This window comes from Pseudomonas sp. GW823-FHT06B06, assembly GCF_058795195.1.
This window is the reverse complement of record NZ_JBXAHO010000008.1, coordinates 139625-155437: the sequence shown is the minus strand read 5'-3', so window position 1 is coordinate 155437 and position 15813 is coordinate 139625. Positions and strand designations below refer to the sequence as shown.

The 15813-nt window shown below is 59.1% G+C and carries 14 protein-coding genes; 5 read left to right on the top strand and 9 right to left on the bottom strand.

Annotated features, from left to right (window positions below; translation table 11 throughout):
- Window positions 1-40: 40 nt before the first annotated feature.
- Window positions 41-913: a pyridoxal kinase PdxY gene (gene pdxY / locus AC1Q8Q_RS09765; protein ID WP_020797951.1), complete on the bottom strand. Its 873-nt coding sequence runs from the start codon at window positions 911-913 to the stop codon at window positions 41-43.
- A gap of 120 nt (window positions 914-1033) precedes the next feature.
- On the opposite strand from pdxY, the gene AC1Q8Q_RS09760 reads away from it, so the two are divergent.
- Window positions 1034-1447: a DUF3301 domain-containing protein gene (locus AC1Q8Q_RS09760; protein WP_020797952.1), complete on the top strand. Its 414-nt coding sequence runs from the start codon at window positions 1034-1036 to the stop codon at window positions 1445-1447.
- A gap of 70 nt (window positions 1448-1517) precedes the next feature.
- Here AC1Q8Q_RS09760 and AC1Q8Q_RS09755 read toward each other — a convergent pair whose 3' ends face one another.
- Window positions 1518-2483, bottom strand: a complete 966-nt coding sequence (locus AC1Q8Q_RS09755; protein ID WP_492615002.1) for a CobW family GTP-binding protein — start codon at window positions 2481-2483, stop codon at window positions 1518-1520.
- Window positions 2484-2509: 26 nt separating this feature from the next.
- Between AC1Q8Q_RS09755 and AC1Q8Q_RS09750 the strand changes: the two genes are divergently transcribed.
- Window positions 2510-2866, top strand: a complete 357-nt coding sequence (locus AC1Q8Q_RS09750) for an NADH:ubiquinone oxidoreductase (RefSeq protein ID WP_492615001.1) — start codon at window positions 2510-2512, stop codon at window positions 2864-2866.
- 3 nt (window positions 2867-2869) lie between these two features.
- Here the strand turns inward: AC1Q8Q_RS09750 and zigA are convergent, their stop codons facing one another.
- Window positions 2870-4075 (bottom strand): zinc metallochaperone GTPase ZigA, encoded by a 1206-nt coding sequence (zigA, locus tag AC1Q8Q_RS09745; RefSeq protein ID WP_083349926.1) that lies wholly within the window; start codon window positions 4073-4075, stop codon window positions 2870-2872.
- Window positions 4076-4169: 94 nt separating this feature from the next.
- On the opposite strand from zigA, the gene folE2 reads away from it, so the two are divergent.
- Both folE2 and AC1Q8Q_RS09735 read left to right on the top strand, forming a co-directional pair.
- Window positions 4170-5066 carry a GTP cyclohydrolase FolE2 gene (gene folE2 / locus AC1Q8Q_RS09740; protein WP_083349927.1) on the top strand — a complete coding sequence of 299 codons (897 nt, stop codon included), beginning with the start codon at window positions 4170-4172 and terminating at the stop codon, window positions 5064-5066.
- A 195-nt stretch (window positions 5067-5261) separates the two neighbouring features.
- Window positions 5262-6161, top strand: a complete 900-nt coding sequence (locus AC1Q8Q_RS09735; protein ID WP_020797957.1) for a His/Gly/Thr/Pro-type tRNA ligase C-terminal domain-containing protein — start codon at window positions 5262-5264, stop codon at window positions 6159-6161.
- Between the two features lie 61 nt (window positions 6162-6222).
- On the opposite strand, the gene AC1Q8Q_RS09730 is transcribed toward AC1Q8Q_RS09735, so the two are convergent.
- Window positions 6223-6744 (bottom strand): DUF3617 domain-containing protein, encoded by a 522-nt coding sequence (locus tag AC1Q8Q_RS09730; RefSeq protein ID WP_020797958.1) that lies wholly within the window; start codon window positions 6742-6744, stop codon window positions 6223-6225.
- 132 nt (window positions 6745-6876) lie between these two features.
- Here AC1Q8Q_RS09730 and cls point away from each other — a divergent pair, with 132 nt between their 5' ends.
- Window positions 6877-8316, top strand: coding sequence for a cardiolipin synthase (gene cls / locus AC1Q8Q_RS09725; protein ID WP_151143759.1), 1440 nt, complete (start codon window positions 6877-6879; stop codon window positions 8314-8316).
- A gap of 3 nt (window positions 8317-8319) precedes the next feature.
- Here the strand turns inward: cls and cfaB are convergent, their stop codons facing one another.
- From cfaB to hflK (AC1Q8Q_RS09700), 5 genes are all read right to left on the bottom strand, one after another.
- Window positions 8320-9507, bottom strand: coding sequence for a C17 cyclopropane fatty acid synthase CfaB (cfaB, locus tag AC1Q8Q_RS09720; protein WP_020797960.1), 1188 nt, complete (start codon window positions 9505-9507; stop codon window positions 8320-8322).
- A 168-nt stretch (window positions 9508-9675) separates the two neighbouring features.
- A complete protein-coding gene (locus AC1Q8Q_RS09715; protein WP_168757013.1) occupies window positions 9676-11589 on the bottom strand; it encodes a heavy metal translocating P-type ATPase in 1914 nt (637 codons plus the stop codon).
- A complete protein-coding gene (gene hflK / locus AC1Q8Q_RS09710; RefSeq protein WP_492615000.1) occupies window positions 11586-12644 on the bottom strand; it encodes a protease modulator HflK in 1059 nt (352 codons plus the stop codon). Before hflK (AC1Q8Q_RS09710) ends, AC1Q8Q_RS09715 begins: the two co-directional genes overlap by 4 nt.
- Window positions 12641-13687 carry a protease modulator HflC gene (hflC, locus tag AC1Q8Q_RS09705; protein WP_492614999.1) on the bottom strand — a complete coding sequence of 349 codons (1047 nt, stop codon included), beginning with the start codon at window positions 13685-13687 and terminating at the stop codon, window positions 12641-12643. Before hflC ends, hflK (AC1Q8Q_RS09710) begins: the two co-directional genes overlap by 4 nt.
- A complete protein-coding gene (gene hflK, locus AC1Q8Q_RS09700; RefSeq protein WP_492614998.1) occupies window positions 13684-15648 on the bottom strand; it encodes a protease modulator HflK in 1965 nt (654 codons plus the stop codon). The genes hflC and hflK (AC1Q8Q_RS09700) overlap by 4 nt, the downstream gene beginning before the upstream one ends.
- Between the last annotated feature and the right edge of the window lie 165 nt (window positions 15649-15813).

Genomic DNA, 15813 nt, shown 5'->3' with positions numbered 1-15813 from the left:
GAAGCTACCGCAGGCTGCGATTTTTTTCGCCGTAACCGGATTACAAACTGATCGGCGTGGCCTCGAACCGCACGCGCGGATGGGTGATCCGGTCCTGAGCCCGAACCAGTTCCATTTCGTAACTGGCGCAGGCTTGCGTCTCCAGCAACACTTCATGCACCGCCGACGCGGCGAATTCGAAAGCCGCCACCAGGCTGTCGCCCAGCAGGACGCGGGCCAGGAACAACCCGGACGTCAGGTCGCCAACACCCACCGGCTGACGCGGAAACGCCAGCAGCGGACGCTGCAGGTGCCAACTGCCTTCGGCCGTCACCAACAACATCTCAAAGACATCGGTTTTTTTCCCGGGATAATCCAGGTGCTTGACCAACACCGCCTTCGGCCCGCGTGCCAGCAGCGCCCGCGCCATCGCCAGGCAATCAAACAGCGACTGCGGCTTGCGCCCCGAGAAGCTGTCGAGCTCCAGTTGATTGGGGCACATGAAATCGGCCACGCTGGCGGCCTCCTCCAGCAGGAAATCGCTGACTTCCGCCGGTACGCTGCAGCCCTTCTCCGGATGGCCCATCACCGGGTCACACAGGTACAACGCCTTGGGATTGATCGATTTGATCTTCGCCACACCCGTCAGGATCGCCCTGCCCTGGGCTGCACTGCCGAGGTAACCGGACAGCACCGCATCGCAGTTGCCCAGCTCGCCAATGGCCGCGATACCGTCGACCAGATCGGGAATCTGGTGCGGTGCCAATACGTCACCCGACCACTGGCCGTATTGGGTGTGATTGGAAAACTGCACGGTGTTAAGCGGCCAGACATTCACCCCGACCCGCTGCATCGGGAAAACCGCGGCACTGTTGCCTGCGTGACCGAACACCACGTGGGACTGGATAGCAAGCAGATGGGGTGTACGTTTCATGCGGTGAGTTATCCGTAAAACGATTGAAATTCGTGCCGCGCAGTATGCGACTAAACGCAGCCTGTACGACAGACCAACGACACAGTTAAGCTGACACTATCTTGTTGGAGCGCCCTGTAGATGCTGACCCTTGGAAATATTCTAGTGCTGATGCTTTTCGCTACCGCGGCTGCCTGGCTATGGCACAACCACGGCTTGCGCGAACACGCACTTGAGCGGGTCAAGCAGCATTGCGCCAAGCTCGGGATCGAGTTGCTGGATGGCAACGTAGCATTGAAAAAAATCGCGTTCATCAAGGATGCCAATGGTCGGCGACGATTGGCCCGTGTGTATAACTTCGAATTCACCGTAACCGGCGAAACTCGCCACAACGGTACCATCACCCAATTCGGCCCACACAGCGCACAGATCGAACTGGCACCTTATCCTGTGCCATTCGACGACACCGCCACGGTGGTCGACGTGGTCAAGCCGCGTGCCGAGGTGATCGAGTTGAGCCAGTGGCGGCAGGAACATACCAAGTGGCGGCCTTGAACTAACGCAACTGGCGATCCCTGTAGAAGCTGCCGCAGGTTCGGGCCGCGTTCGGACAATCTTTTGTTCCTCACCCCAACCGACAGCCATCCAGTCCTCGTTGCAGCACCTCAACATCCTGCATCTGACTGAAAATAAGCTCAATCCGCGAGTCCTGGCGCCATTCGCTGGACCGCCATTCCAGCGCCGCATTATCCAGCGCATTCGCCGACATCCACCCCTCGACGCTGTGGATAACCAGCTTGGCCCGCCGCCAATCAAGGCCTGCGAGCCACCGAGCGATCCTGTTAGTGTCAAAGGTCTGGCTCGGATGCCAGCGCCAACCAATGCTCCAGCTGTCCTCCTGCGCCTGGCTCAAGCAAATCGGTAGCGCCGGATCGGTCCAGATCGCCGGCAACTGCGCCAACCCCTTGGGCGCCACGAAGTTATCCACACCCGCCACAGCCTGCGCGGCCAGGCCAGGCAATTGGCTCAATGGCAAGGCTGCATGGTGCGCCCAATACAATGGGCGTTCCGGCAACTGCGCGACAAGGCGTTGCCGAGCGATTTCATCAAGGTGTTCCGCCTTGTTCATCAGCAACAGGCCGGCACTCTCCAAAGCCTCCTGTTGCGCCGGCGGGAGCGGCTTGCCAGCAGCCAGCGCCTTGGCGTCCAGTACCAGAACGCAGGGCTGGACACTCAGGACACCTTGCCACGGCGCTTCACGCAACTGCCGGAGCAACTGCGCCGGATGCCCCAACCCGGACGGCTCGATGAACAGTCGATCCGGTCGCGCCTTGCGTAATAAACGGCCGAGACCGACCTGAAACGGCGCACCGTTGACGCAACACAAACAGCCCCCGGCCACTTCACCCAGTGCGATACCATCGGCATCACGGGTCAACAACGCGGCATCGATACCGATCTGTCCGAATTCGTTGATCAGCACCGCCCAGCGCTCGCCAGCGGGACGTTGCGCCAGCAGGTGGCTGATCAGGCTGGTCTTACCGGCCCCCAGTGGCCCGGCGATGACATGGGTGGGTATGTTCTGCAACATGATCGAAGGTGTCTTGGGAGGTAAGAATGCGGTGGATAGGCATGTCGTTGCTGCTGGCGCTCAATAGTGGCGAGGCGCTGGCCCAGGCTTGCGTGGTCCACAGCCAGGCGGAACGGCTTGACGTGAAAGTCTGCCAGCAAAACCGCAACATTCCGCAAAAACTCTTTGCCGATGGATTCTGCCAGCCAAGCCTTGCAGGGCAGAAAGTCGAAGTGCAGTACGTCGACCAATGCCCTGGTGGGTCTTTCGGCGTGTGCAGCAACGCCCAAGTCGCCAATATGCCTTACCGGCAGGATATTCACTATTATGGCGTTGCCACGGATGCGGCGTATTTGAAGCCGTTTTGCGAAGCCCAGAGCCAGGGAACCTGGCTCGAGCCTTGAGAATCAAGCGGCCTCTTCATACCAAGGGCCAAACGGATCAGGCAACGAGCACCAGCTCTCTGCGCCTGGCGCCATCTCTTCATCGCTCAACAGACAATCGTCCAGCTCGGCGGCAAGTTGCGCGAAATCGACGTTCTGTCCGATGAACACCAGTTCCTGTCGGCAATCCCCACTATCAGCGTCCCAGTTCTGCAGGATGGCGGCGGTGCTTTCCTGATCCTGCGGCCACTGATCCTTCGGCACGAAACGCCACCAGCGCCCGGCAAAACCATAACGCATCATTCCGCCGGCCTGGGACCAACTGCCAGCATCCGTGTGTTTGCTCGCCAACCAGAAGAAGCCCTTGGAGCGCAACAACTTGCCATTGAGCCACGGGCCATCGATGAAATTGAAGAAGCGTTGCGGATGAAAGGGACGACGCGCGCGATAGGCGTAGGACGCGATGCCATATTCATCGGTTTCCGGCACGTGTTCACCGCGCATTTCCTGCAACCAGCCCGGTGCCTGCGCCGCTTTCTCGAAGTTGAAACGACCGGTATCGAGGATCTTCTCCAACGGCACTTCGCCCATGACCATCGGGATGATTAGCGCCTGCGCATTGAGGCGTTCAAGAATCGCCGTCAGCTCCTCGCGCTCTCGGCTACTGATCAAGTCAATCTTGCTGATCAGGATGACGTCGGCGAATTCGATCTGCTCGATCAACAGATCGGTGATCGCGCGTTCATCACCCTCGCCCAGCGTTTCGCCACGTGACGCCAGGCTTTCGGCAGCCTGGAAGTCGAGCAGGAAATTCATGCCATCGACCACGGTAACCATCGTGTCGAGCCGGGCGATGTCGGTGAGGCTCTGGCCGTTTTCATCGCGGAAGGTAAAGGTCTCCGCTACTGGCAGCGGCTCTGAAATGCCAGTTGATTCGATCAACAAGTAATCAAAACGACCCTCCCCGGCGAGCGAGCTAACCTCCTTCAGCAAGTCTTCCCGCAACGTGCAGCAGATGCAGCCGTTGCTCATCTCCACAAGTTTCTCTTGCGCACGATTGAGACTGACATCGCGCTGGACTTCACTGCCGTCGATATTGATTTCACTCATGTCATTGACGATGACAGCAACGCGCAGACCATTTCTATTACGTAGTATGTAATTAAGAAGTGTACTTTTTCCGGCTCCAAGAAAGCCCGAGAGGACTGTCACGGGAAGGCGATTTGGCATCAGAAGCTCCTCACAGGGTACCCGGTGAAATTATCGGGCTTGTCTTAATGTTATCATATAACATTACACAACAAACTCCACTATGGACCTGCTCATGAATGCGCTGACTCTGCCGGATATCGCCGCGCAGGCTTTACGCCAAGCCCACCCATTGGAATGGGTGGGCATGTGTGGCATTGCTCTTCCTGTTTTACTCGACGGCAAAAAATTGCCTGCGACGGCCGACGCGGGTGTGAGCCTCGATAACGGCGAGGCGCGTGGGATTCATATGTCGCGTCTGTATCTGGGGTTGGAAACGCTTGAGCAAGAAACGCTCTCGCCCGGTCTGCTACGACGGGTTTTGCATAGTTTCCTGATCAGTCACGAAGGGCTATCAAACAACGCCTACCTGACTATTCACACCGATTTGCTGCTGAAAAGACCGGCATTGGTCAGTCCTCTGTCTGGCTGGAAAAGCTATCCCGTCAGCATCGAAGCACGTTTGAAAAACCAGATGTTCCACGTGGAACTAAAAATGGCACTGCCTTATTCCTCAACCTGTCCTTGTTCAGCCGCGCTGTCCCGACAACTGATCCAACAGCAATTCGTCGATGATTTTGCCAACCGGACTTTGCATCACGACGAAGTACTCGCTTGGCTCGGTTCCCCTGAAGGCATTGTTGCGACGCCCCATAGTCAACGCAGTACGGCGCAACTGAGTCTGCGATTGCACGAGAGCCTGGATGAATTGCCGCTGGTCGCAATCATCAACGACGCCGAGGCAGCCCTCGGCACCGCCGTACAAACCGCTGTCAAACGGGCTGATGAACAGGCGTTCGCCTTGGCTAATGGTCAGAACCTGATGTTTTGCGAAGACGCTGCTCGACGCTTGAACCTGGCCCTGAAACGCTCACCCGGCGTCAGTGGGTTCCAGATACGCGTCATCCATGCTGAAAGCCTGCATGCCCACGATGCCGTTGCCGAGAGTCGGTGGAACTGGGAGGCCGCATAATCCATTTACAGGCATTGCGCCAGGCTCTGTACCGAAGTTATGGCGCGCATCAACAATCAATCTGCTGCGCGCCTACAGGGCTTTCTAGAAAGAGTTTTGAGTGGGCACGACAAACGTCTACATGACAGCGGCCGGGTTTTGGATCTAAGGTTAAGCCGCTGACGCATGTGATCGAAGCATTCGAGAACAAAAACTATGATCCAGATCACTCTGCCCGATGGTTCATTGCGTGAATACGATCAACCGCTGTCCGTACATGAGATTGCCGCGAGTATTGGCCCCGGGCTGGCCAACGCTGCAGTAGCGGGTCGGGTGGACGGCCTGTTGGTCGACTGTGAGTTCGTGATCCGGGCCAATGCCAGGGTCAGCATCGTTACGCCCCAGGAACCCGACGGCCTGGAGATCCTCCGGCGCTCCTGTTCGCTGATGCTGGCGATGGCAGTCAAGCAATTGCATTCCCATGCTCAATTGCGAACCGGCTCGGCGTTGGGTGACGGGTTCTATTGTGAGTTCGCTGTCGAACGTCCAATGAGGACCGCTGACCTGCCGCTGATCGAAGCGCGTATGCAATCATTGGCGGCGGCCAACCACTCGATCCGTCGCAATCGCAACCACTCGCCCTCTTGCGCCGATCTGTCGCTGTATCGCCTGGGGGATACCGACTATGTGACGAGCGGCCCTCATGTGCCCACCACCAGGGTCTTACAAGCTTTCGCCCTCGATCACATCAACGGAACCTTGCAGCAAAGGATCTATGGTACCTGCTGGTCCAACCACCACGAGCTGCAGCATTGGCGCCTGCCAGCCCATGTGGTGGTGGTCAGCATGGATGACCGGCAGGCAAGTTACGCACACGCAGTTACCGAACACTTGCGCCGCAGTGGTGTGCGTGCCCTGGCGGACCTGCGTAACGAAAAAGTTCGCCACAAGATTCGACATCACAGTCAGACGGTGCCGTACCTGGTGGTGGTTGGTGAACAGGAAAGAGCTGGCGGGTATGTCAGCGTGCGCAATCGCAATGGAGAGGATTTTGGCAGGATGAAGGTTGAGGCGGTGTGCGAGTGGTTAGGTCAGCCGGGGATTGGAGGTGGCTGAACGGACGTCTTCGCGGGCAAGCCTCGCTCCTACAAAAAAGCAAGGCTCGCCCCGATGAGGTTTAGGCTCTTGGTTTTACGGTGCCGCAGTCCTGTCCCAACCAGACCGCGCGGGTATCGAGGCTACCCTTCTGCTGGATGCCGGTGGCGTTGAACGTACCGTTGACCTTGGTGGTGAACTCACGATCACTGAGGAAGGTGGCTACACCCGCGCCCTGTGCTTTCGGGCAGCTGAAACGGAACTTCCACTGATTACCGGTGCGCTCGGTGATTTCCTGTTTGCAGCCCGATTGTGGGTCGGTCAGCGGAATGTTGTCGCTCTTGACCTGCTCTGGCGTCAAGCACGCCCGAATCCCTTTGCCACCCATGGTGATGCCCTGTTTTTCCAGCTGCGCGCGCTGTTCAGGAGTCATCTGGCTTTGTATTTGACCCAGGATCAGTTGCAGATCCGGCAGGTTCTGGTCATCGACTTTCATGTTGCTCGAAGTCAATTCCCACAAACCTGGCTGAAGCATCTGCGCCTGAGCAGCCACAGGAAGTGCCAAACCAAATGCCATGGCCAAACCCAGCAGACGAACGTTCATCGAGTAACTCCTGATCAGTAGTGGCCGTTAGACGTCGCCAGCGGGCTTCGGTTCATGGGCCAATTAAATAGCGACATTCTGCACGGAACATGGTCTGTTAAGCATTGAATCTTCAGGAGCAAGGTTGCCCCCATGGATTATTTTGGACCCCATGTCTTTGGTTATGTCATCGCGCTGCTGCACTCATTGGGCCTGATTGCAGCAATCCATGCCGTGTTGACCGTCCGCACCGCGCAAGGCTCGATTGCCTGGGCCTTGTCATTGTTGTTCATGCCTTACCTGACTCTCATCCCCTACCTGGTATTCGGGCGCAGCTCCTTCGACGGCTACATCAAGGCTCGGCGCCAAGCCAACGAGGAGATGCGCAAGGCGGTCTCCGAGCTGAACTGGCGGCCATGGGTGGAGGAAGCCCTCACCGCTCGCGCATCCAGCGCCTACGCATCGCTGAGGGCCATGCCGAAACTGGGACGCATGCCGTGCCTGGCAAACAACGAAGTGCGCTTGCTAGTGAATGGACAGGCGACCTTCGAAGCGATTTTCCACGCCATCGACCAGGCCAGGGAAGCCGTACTGGTCCAGTTCTTCATCATCCACGATGACCGGCTGGGTCGTCGCCTGCGTGACTTGCTCCTGCGCAAAGCCAGCGAAGGGGTGGCGATTTACCTGCTCTACGACCGAATTGGCAGCCACTCCCTGCCCCACGGTTACGTCCAGTCACTGCGCGATGGCGGCGTCAAGGTCAAAGCCTTCGCCACCCGCAGCGGCTGGCTCAATCGTTTCCAGGTCAACTTTCGCAACCACCGCAAGATCGTGGTCGTCGACGGCATGCTCGGCTTCGTCGGTGGCCACAACGTTGGCGATGAATACATGGGCGAGAAACCACCGCTGGCACCGTGGCGCGATACCCATGTGCAAGTACGGGGACCGGTGGTGGCCTGCATGCAAGAGTCCTTCGCCGAAGACTGGTTCTGGGCGGCTCGAGAATTACCGCCGCTGATCCTGCCGCAGGTTTACCCGGACGACGGAGTGCTGTGCCAGGTACTCGCCAGCGGCCCGGCGGACGCCTACGAAACCTGTTCACTGTTCTTCGTCGAAGCGATTCACGCATCGACCGAACGGGTATGGATCACCAGCCCTTACTTCATCCCCGACGAAGCGGTACTGGCTGCGTTGCGCCTGGCGGTCTTGCGCGGGGTGGATGTGCGAATCCTGCTGCCGTCGCGGCCCGACCACCGAATCGTCTACGCCGCTTCCAGCCTCTATGCCTTTGAAGCCGTGCGCGCCGGTGTGCGAGTGTTCCGCTACCAACCCGGGTTCCTGCATCAGAAAGTGGTGTTGATCGACAGTGAAATCAGCGCCATTGGCAGCGCCAACATGGACAACCGATCGTTTCGATTGAATTTCGAAGTGATGCTACTGACAGTCGACAAAGCGTTTGCTGCCCAAGTGGAGCAAATGCTAAACGACGACTTCGACCAGGCTCACGAAATCGCCAAGGAAGAAGGCCGGGAGACCCATCGCCTGCAGCAAGTCGGCATGAGGGTCGCCCGGCTTATTTCGCCCATTCTCTAGGGATCAGGGATTGTAGATGTCGTCTCGCGTCCAGGGCAGCTCATGGCTGCCATCGGCGTGGGCCTTCACCGCGAGAATCTGGTGCAGGTTGATCCAGCCGCGGGCGAACGCGTAGGCACAACCGGCCAGGTACAGGCGCCAGATGCGCAGGGCTTGATCCGGCACCAGTTTCGAGGCGGCCTCCAGATTGTCTTCCAGACGTTCGCTCCAGTGATCCAGGGTCCGTGCGTAATGCAGGCGCAGGCTCTCGACATCGACGATCTCCAGGCCTGCCTCACTGATCTCGGCAGAGATCATCGACAGGTGCGGCAGTTCTCCATTGGGGAACACGTATTTCTCAATGAACTCACCCGCACCGCGTCCCACAGGACGCCCATCGGTGTGCTTGGCGGTGATCCCGTGGTTCATCACCAACCCGCCCTCTTTCACTGCGCCGAACAAGGTTTTGCAATACTCGGCCAGGTTCGCGTGCCCGACATGTTCGAACATACCGACACTGACCACCTTGTCGAAGCGTCCGTCTTGAGGCAGGTCGCGGTAGTCGAGTAACTGCAACTCGATCAGGTCCTCCAACCCTTCCTCTTTTACCCGCTCCCGGGCCAGGGCCAGTTGTTCCTTGCTGAGGGTAATACCGAACACCTTCGCACCAAACTCACGAGCAGCGTACCGGGCCAGCCCACCCCAGCCGCAGCCGACATCCAGCAGATATTCGCCAGGTTGCAGGCGCAACTTGCGGCACAGATGACGGAATTTTGCCTGTTGGGCCTGTTCAAGGGATTCACTGCCTGTCTCGAAGTAAGCGCAGGAATACGCCATGTCGCTGTCGAGCCACAGTTGGTAAAAGGCGTTCGAGAGGTCGTAATGGTAGGAGATTGCCTTGGCGTCAGTCTCCTTGTCATGCATGGTGCGGACCGGCTGATTGCCGTCGTCCTCATCCAGCAACGCCTGACTCCATTCATCGCACACGCGGATCACATCGCTGATGGAACCTTCGAGTTCCAGTTTGCCCTCGACAAACGCAGCCCCGAGCGCGTCCAGGCTAGGGTGGGTGAACTGGGTGACCATTTGTGGGTCCTTGACCACAATTGTGACACTGGGCGTCGGCCCCAGATTGAATTCATGACCGTCCCAGAGTCGCAGGCGTAGCGGTAACTGCAGATTCTGTAAGGCCGGTGGAAGTTGCGCGAGCATGGAAAATCCCCCTTGTTTCAGACGTCTGCTGAGAGGTTAGACCATCCTGGAAAAACAACTGGCTATCGATTTCATAGCGGCACTCTACGAATATACAACGGTTGCGAATTCGCAGAAATGACCGCTCTTAGCTAAATGACTGCAAATCCGGCCCACAGTTCTGTATTGTTAAAACCGCTCTTCATTGAGCTTGAACAGCGGCTCCTGAAATCGCAACAAACGCCCAGCATTGCCCAACACCAGCAACGTACTGAGGTTATGCAGCAACGCAGCGATCATCGCCCCTGCTGCCCCGAGCCAGCCGAACGCCGCGAAAGCAACGATCGCCAAAGTCCAGCCCAAACCGATAATCACGTTGACTTGCAAAGTCTGACGGCATTGCCGACTCAAGCGCACGCAGGTGCCAAGGCGCCGCAGGTCGCTACCGATCAACACAATATCCGCTGAAGCCAACGCGATATCCGCCCCGCCTGCACCCATTGCCACACCGACAACGCCAGCCTTAAGCGCCAGGGAATCGTTGATGCCATCGCCGACCACCATAGGCCGAAAGCCGTTACCGATTTCTTTCAACACGCGATTCAATTTGTCCTCGGGCAAGGCCTGCGCCTCAACCTCACTGATGCCGACATCCCGAGCGAGTGTGTGAGCGACGCTGTACCGGTCGCCGGTGAGTAAAAGCTGTCGGCCCAATCCAAGGTCCTTCAGCTCACTCAAGGCAACCTTCGCTTCCGGTTTAACACTGTCGGCCAACAACAGCCAAGCGAGAAACTCACCGTTGAGTGCCAGCCCGGCAATGGGGCCATCGTGGTCGGGAACATTTGGGGTAGCTATACCCAATTGAGCGAACAACTCCGGCCGCCCAAGCGCAGCCTCGCCCTGCTCTGTCATGGCCACCACGCCCAGACCCTGACGCTCGCGAATGTCCGACAGCAACTGAAAATGCTCTGGTGGGACGAGCCCGGCGAGCGCCCGGCTGACCGGGTGACTGCTGGCGGAACCGAGGCTGGCGGCGAGCCTCAAGACGGGGTTGCGATCCGCTAGCGAGCTCTCGATGGATTGCAGGCGCAAGGTGCCGAAGGTGAGGGTTCCGGTCTTGTCGACCACCAGCGATGTCAGGTCTGCCAGCTCTTCGAGAAACGCCGAGCTGCGAATCAGAATGCCGTGCCGAGCGGCTACTGCTACCCCGGCAATCGCCGTAGCGGGTGCCGACAGTACCAGCGCACAAGGGCAAGCAGCGACCAGCACCGCGAGCATGGCCTGGGCATCGTTGGTGATGAACCAGGTGACTGCGGCCAGCAACAACACCAGCACCAGGTAGCTCCCGGCGTATCGCTCCAGCAACCGGGTGATTGGTGGCTTCGATCGCTCGGCGTTTTGCATCAGCGCGATCACTTTGCCGAGGGTCGATTCGTCGCCGGTCCGTGTCACTTCAATGCGCAACAGGCCATCGAGATTGATCGCGCCACCGAACACCGCCATTCCGACACCCGCCTCCATCGGCACCGACTCGCCGGTAATGGATGCGGTGTCCAGACTCGCCTGGCCGGACAGCACCTGGCCATCCGCCGGCACCCGACCACCGGCACGGACTTCCACCAGATCGCCGGCCCTGAGCGTGCCATTGTCGACTTCGACGATGGAGCCGTCGGCCTGAACCTTACGCGCGTGGCTGCGGGTCAGTTTGCCGAGGGCGTGAATGGCTTCCTGCGAGCCGATCACGCTGCGCTCTTCCAGCACATGGCCGAAGATCATGATGATCGGCAGCAATGCAGCCGTCAGCAGATCGCCTGTCGCCCATGCGCCAAGCATCGCCAGGGCGATGAGTTGATCGGTGATGCCGTGCAGGCTCGGATACCGCAAGCTGTACCAGGCTGAACGCATCACTGGCACGGCCACCAGTACAGAAGCAAAACCCAGCAACAATTGGCTGACCCCACTTTGCTCCGGGGACAACCAGCGCCATACAAGGCCCAACGCGAGCAAGCCGAGTGCAAGCATGGCCAAAGTCAGTTGGCGAGCAGCGCTGCGTTGTTCGGCCGAGGACAACATGCTCGGTGCGGCGGCAGTTTGAGCGGTCATTGTGCAGCTCCCTGAATGATCAGGCGGGAATCGTCTTGCGGATCGACCGTAATGACTGAGCCGGCCTGGCCAAGAATTTTCGGCATTCGCTCGCGGTAGATTCGCAGCAACATTTGTGGGTCGGCGGCTTCGTGTTGCGCATTGGCCAGACTGATCACCGTGGCGGTATCAGCCGAGGCTTTCGCCAGCCGCTCACTCGCCTGAGCGTGAGCGACTTGTAGCGTACGGTCAGCTTGTTCATTCGCGCTCTGGTTCATTTTCTCTGCTTCAGTGCGCGCGTTGGCCACGGCCTTGTCGGCTTGTTGGCTGGCGGTCAGTACGGCGTTGAAGGCGTTGATCGCAGGCGCCGGCAGGCTCGACTGCACGTCAACCCGCGCCACTTCGATCCCCAGCCCCTGCCCTGTCGCGGCCAATTGCGCCAGACGCTGATTGATGCCTTGCACCAAATCACCCCGTAGACGCTCGCGCCTTTCTGCCGCCTGATTATCAGCGCCGATCAACTCCGGCCGTGCGACCAGAATTGTGTCCAGGTCTCGTGCAGCCGTGAGTGCCAATGCGCTACGGGTCACCAGACGATCCAAGGCCGCAAGCACATGCTCGCCTTGAAGCACGAAGGCATACGGATCTGTGACCTTGTAGAACACCCGCACATCCAGTTGCACCACACCGGCATCCCCCGTCAGCAAATAACCGGAACCTGCCAGCGCATCACTGATCGGCGTTGCAAAACTGGCGGCGCGATCGGCCTGCAATGCGGCGTCAGTTCGCAGCAGGTTCTCCACTCGACGCTCGATGACCCTATCCGCCGCTGGCAGCAAAATCACCTGTTCAAACGGACGCGGCCAGGCCAATAGCAAACCGGCATTCTGGACGCGATCAAGAGCGCCGAAGTGCAAAACCACCGCACGATTTTGCGGGTCGATTTGTCGCACATTGGAGAACGCCCAAGCCAAAGCGGCCAACACTGTCACGGCATACAGAGCGAAAAACGCCAAGCGTCCGGCCTGAATCCACGGGCTACTCAACTCATTTGTTCCACGTGGAACCAAATTCATGGCTGCGACCCGGGTTTATTTTCCAGCGTCGGCGGACCATCAACCAATGCCCGGAAAGGCGCGGCATCGGTACGCAGGATCAGTTTTGTGCCCGGGGTAATCACCGTGCCCAAGGTATCGAGTGAGCGCAGCAAATTGTAAAGCTGCGGTGAACCAGCGTAGGCACGCGCGTAAATCTGCGCGGCTTCGACCCTGGATTGCGCCTCAATGTCCGCCGCTTTCACCGTGGCATCGGCCTGGACGATTCGTGCATCGCGTTCCGCCGCGGAGCGAATTTGCGCCGCTTCGCGCTTGCCAATGGCGGTGCGTTCAGTCGCGATTGTTTCACGCTCGGCGCGCATGCGATCGACCGTCGCAGTGAGCGTGACCGACGGTAAGGTCAGGCGCTCGATGCCAACTTGTAGCACTCGCACGCCATAGGTGTTCAGCAACTGCTGATCGATTTGCTTGCGCAACTGTGCTTCGAAATCGGCGATGCGCACCTGATTGGCATCGGTGTTCACCAGGTTAGCCAAATCGAAACTACTGGCCGTGGTTTCCAGCGCGGAGCCGACGAAGGTGCGAATCTGCCGTGCCGCTTCGTCCGGCTGGTTTTGCACAGCGCGCATAAAGCGCTGCACGTTGTCCGGATCACCCTGCACCTGCCAGGCAACGTAAGCCTGAACGATAATGCGCAAGCCGTCCCGCGTGCCCACATCCTGCAGACCGCTGGACGTGGTGCGCAGTCGCAGATCCACCGGGATCGCTGCTTCGAAGGGTGCCGGCCAGCGCCAGCCTAGCCCGGGTTCTACCAGCACCCGCGATGGATTGCCAAAACGTGTGATGACCGTGGCTTCGCCTGAACGCACTTGCACCAGGCTTGCTGCCGCCACGGCAAACGCCACCAACAACGCCGCCCAGCCCATGCGTCGCCAGGGGAACGGGCCGGCTTCTTGCGGATCACCATGATGGTGATGGCCGTGGTGATGGCCGTGGTGATGGCCGCCATGGCTGTGATCGTGGCCACTGTGGGTGGCATGATCGTGGGTATGTAGCTGGCTCAATTGGCGACTCCTGGCTGAGCAGTTTTACGCGACGACGCAGGGTCAGCCGGCAACGTGAATGTACGCAGATCGATGGTCGGAGCATTGCTGCTGCCGCCCAGACGATGATCGAGAACCAGCAAGCTGGCGCTGGCCAGGCCCTGGGAAAGTTGACCGAGGTATTGCTCCAGCACAAAGGCCTGGCCGGCATTGGCGTAAGCCTTTTTCTCGGCGCTGAATTTCAGCTCGCCAGCCTTGGCCGTCGCGTTGATTTCATGGGCGGTAGCCGTTGCCTGATCCCGGGCAATGCTCGCCTGCAACTGCGCCTGGTTGGTGGCTTCGGCGGCGGCTCCGCGTTCACGGGCAATCAACGCCTGCGCGCCGATCTGTGCGGCTTGCACCCCGTGATAAGCATTGGCAGCCCCTGCCGGGGGATGGATCGCTTCAACGACCGTAGCGAGAATTTCCACGCCGCTGTCGAGTTTCTGCAGGTCGGCCTGCACGGCCCGGCCGATTTCCTCGGCAAGCCCCACCCGGTCCTCACCGAGCAAACCGTCAAGGGTGCGTGACGCGAAGTCGTGAACCAGAACTCGGCTCGCGGTGCTGCGGATCAACGTCGGCACATCCGCATTGTTATAGGTTGCAGCCAATGCCGCCTGATCGCTCAAACCAATGCAATAAACAAAACGCACGTCCATGTTGACGATCTGAAAGCTCTGCTTGTCTGCGCGGCTACTGGCAATCACCTGGGATTTGTCATTCACATGGCTGGCGTCCCACAACCGGTTGGCGGTTATCGGCGCCGGGCCTTCGGCGGGGTCTGCCTGCACGGGGGCCGATGTTTCGCCGACACTGGTGGCCAATTCGTGAACCACGCCATTTTCGACACTTAGCACCCTCCCCAATGGCCACGGTAAACCCGCATGCAGACCAGGCCCAAACACCGTCACCGGTTTACCGAATCGCTCGTAGATCCCCCGCCCTTGCAGCGGAATTTCGTGAACACCGGTCAGCACCCAACCGACGATGCCTACTACCCCCAGCACCGGCAACAATGCCCGGCGCATGTAAGTGAAGGCCCAAATTTGCCGCAGGTCGATGCCGAAGCGGTTGTGCAATTCTTGCTGTAACGCCTGCAATGGCCGTGGCGGCCAGCGCAACATGTCGGCGACAAAACTACGCGCCAGCAATGCAGGTTCAAGTTGTTCGCGACGCGGGCTGAACAATGACAGCACGGCACGCAGCAGTAATTCGAAGGCAACGAAGCCTGGCAGCAGGCCGATCAGTACCGCCAGACGCACCGGCCAAACCGAAGTCTCACTGCCGAACAGCAGGCAAAACGCTCCAAGAATCAGGCTGATGATCGCCACGCGGGTCAGCTGCGCCAAGGCGCCTGCCTCGGGCCATTGAGCAGTATTTTCCTGAGCAAGCTGACGCTCGAGAACCAACAGACCAAAGGCCAACAACAACCCCAGGGTCGCGCTGACAGTGGCCGACATGCCCAGCGCTGCGGAAGGCAAAGCAAGGGTCCATGCCTGTTCGACGCACAACAACGCCAGCAGCGCCCAACCGGCCAGCCACAGTGTCGGGGCTCCGATTTGCCTGAGTAGCTTCAGGCAGTGCTGACTGATTCTCTCAAGCAGTCGCTCATACCAGCCTGCCGGGACTTCAGCTTCATCAGAATCGACCACCGACTCCAAGGGATTCATCGCCTGCGCACGCCATTGCGTGACCCACCAGGCCGATTGCAAGCCGGCGACCAGCACCAGCAATGCGGCGCTCTGATTGAACAACAGCGCAGGCCAAAGGGATTGCGGAGCAAACATCCCGACAAAAAAACCCAGCACCAGGCCCATTGCCGCGAGCGCGCCGAGACCGATGGCGAGCAGGCGCAATCGTCGCCCCTGAAAAACTGCCTGCTGAAAACGCGGCAGCCCGGCTACCTGCGCTCCATCACCACCCTCTTCGAGATCGACTTGCATACCACTCCAGTATTTAGAATTGCCCCGCGGGGCATTTCGTAACGATATAACAGTACTGGTGAAATTTTCGTGCTCAATCGCCCTATCTAAAGATGCTCAACCTGTCGCGAAGCTGAACCCTTGACCGAAAAGCATCGGAGCGCACATATTACGCTCGTAATTTTA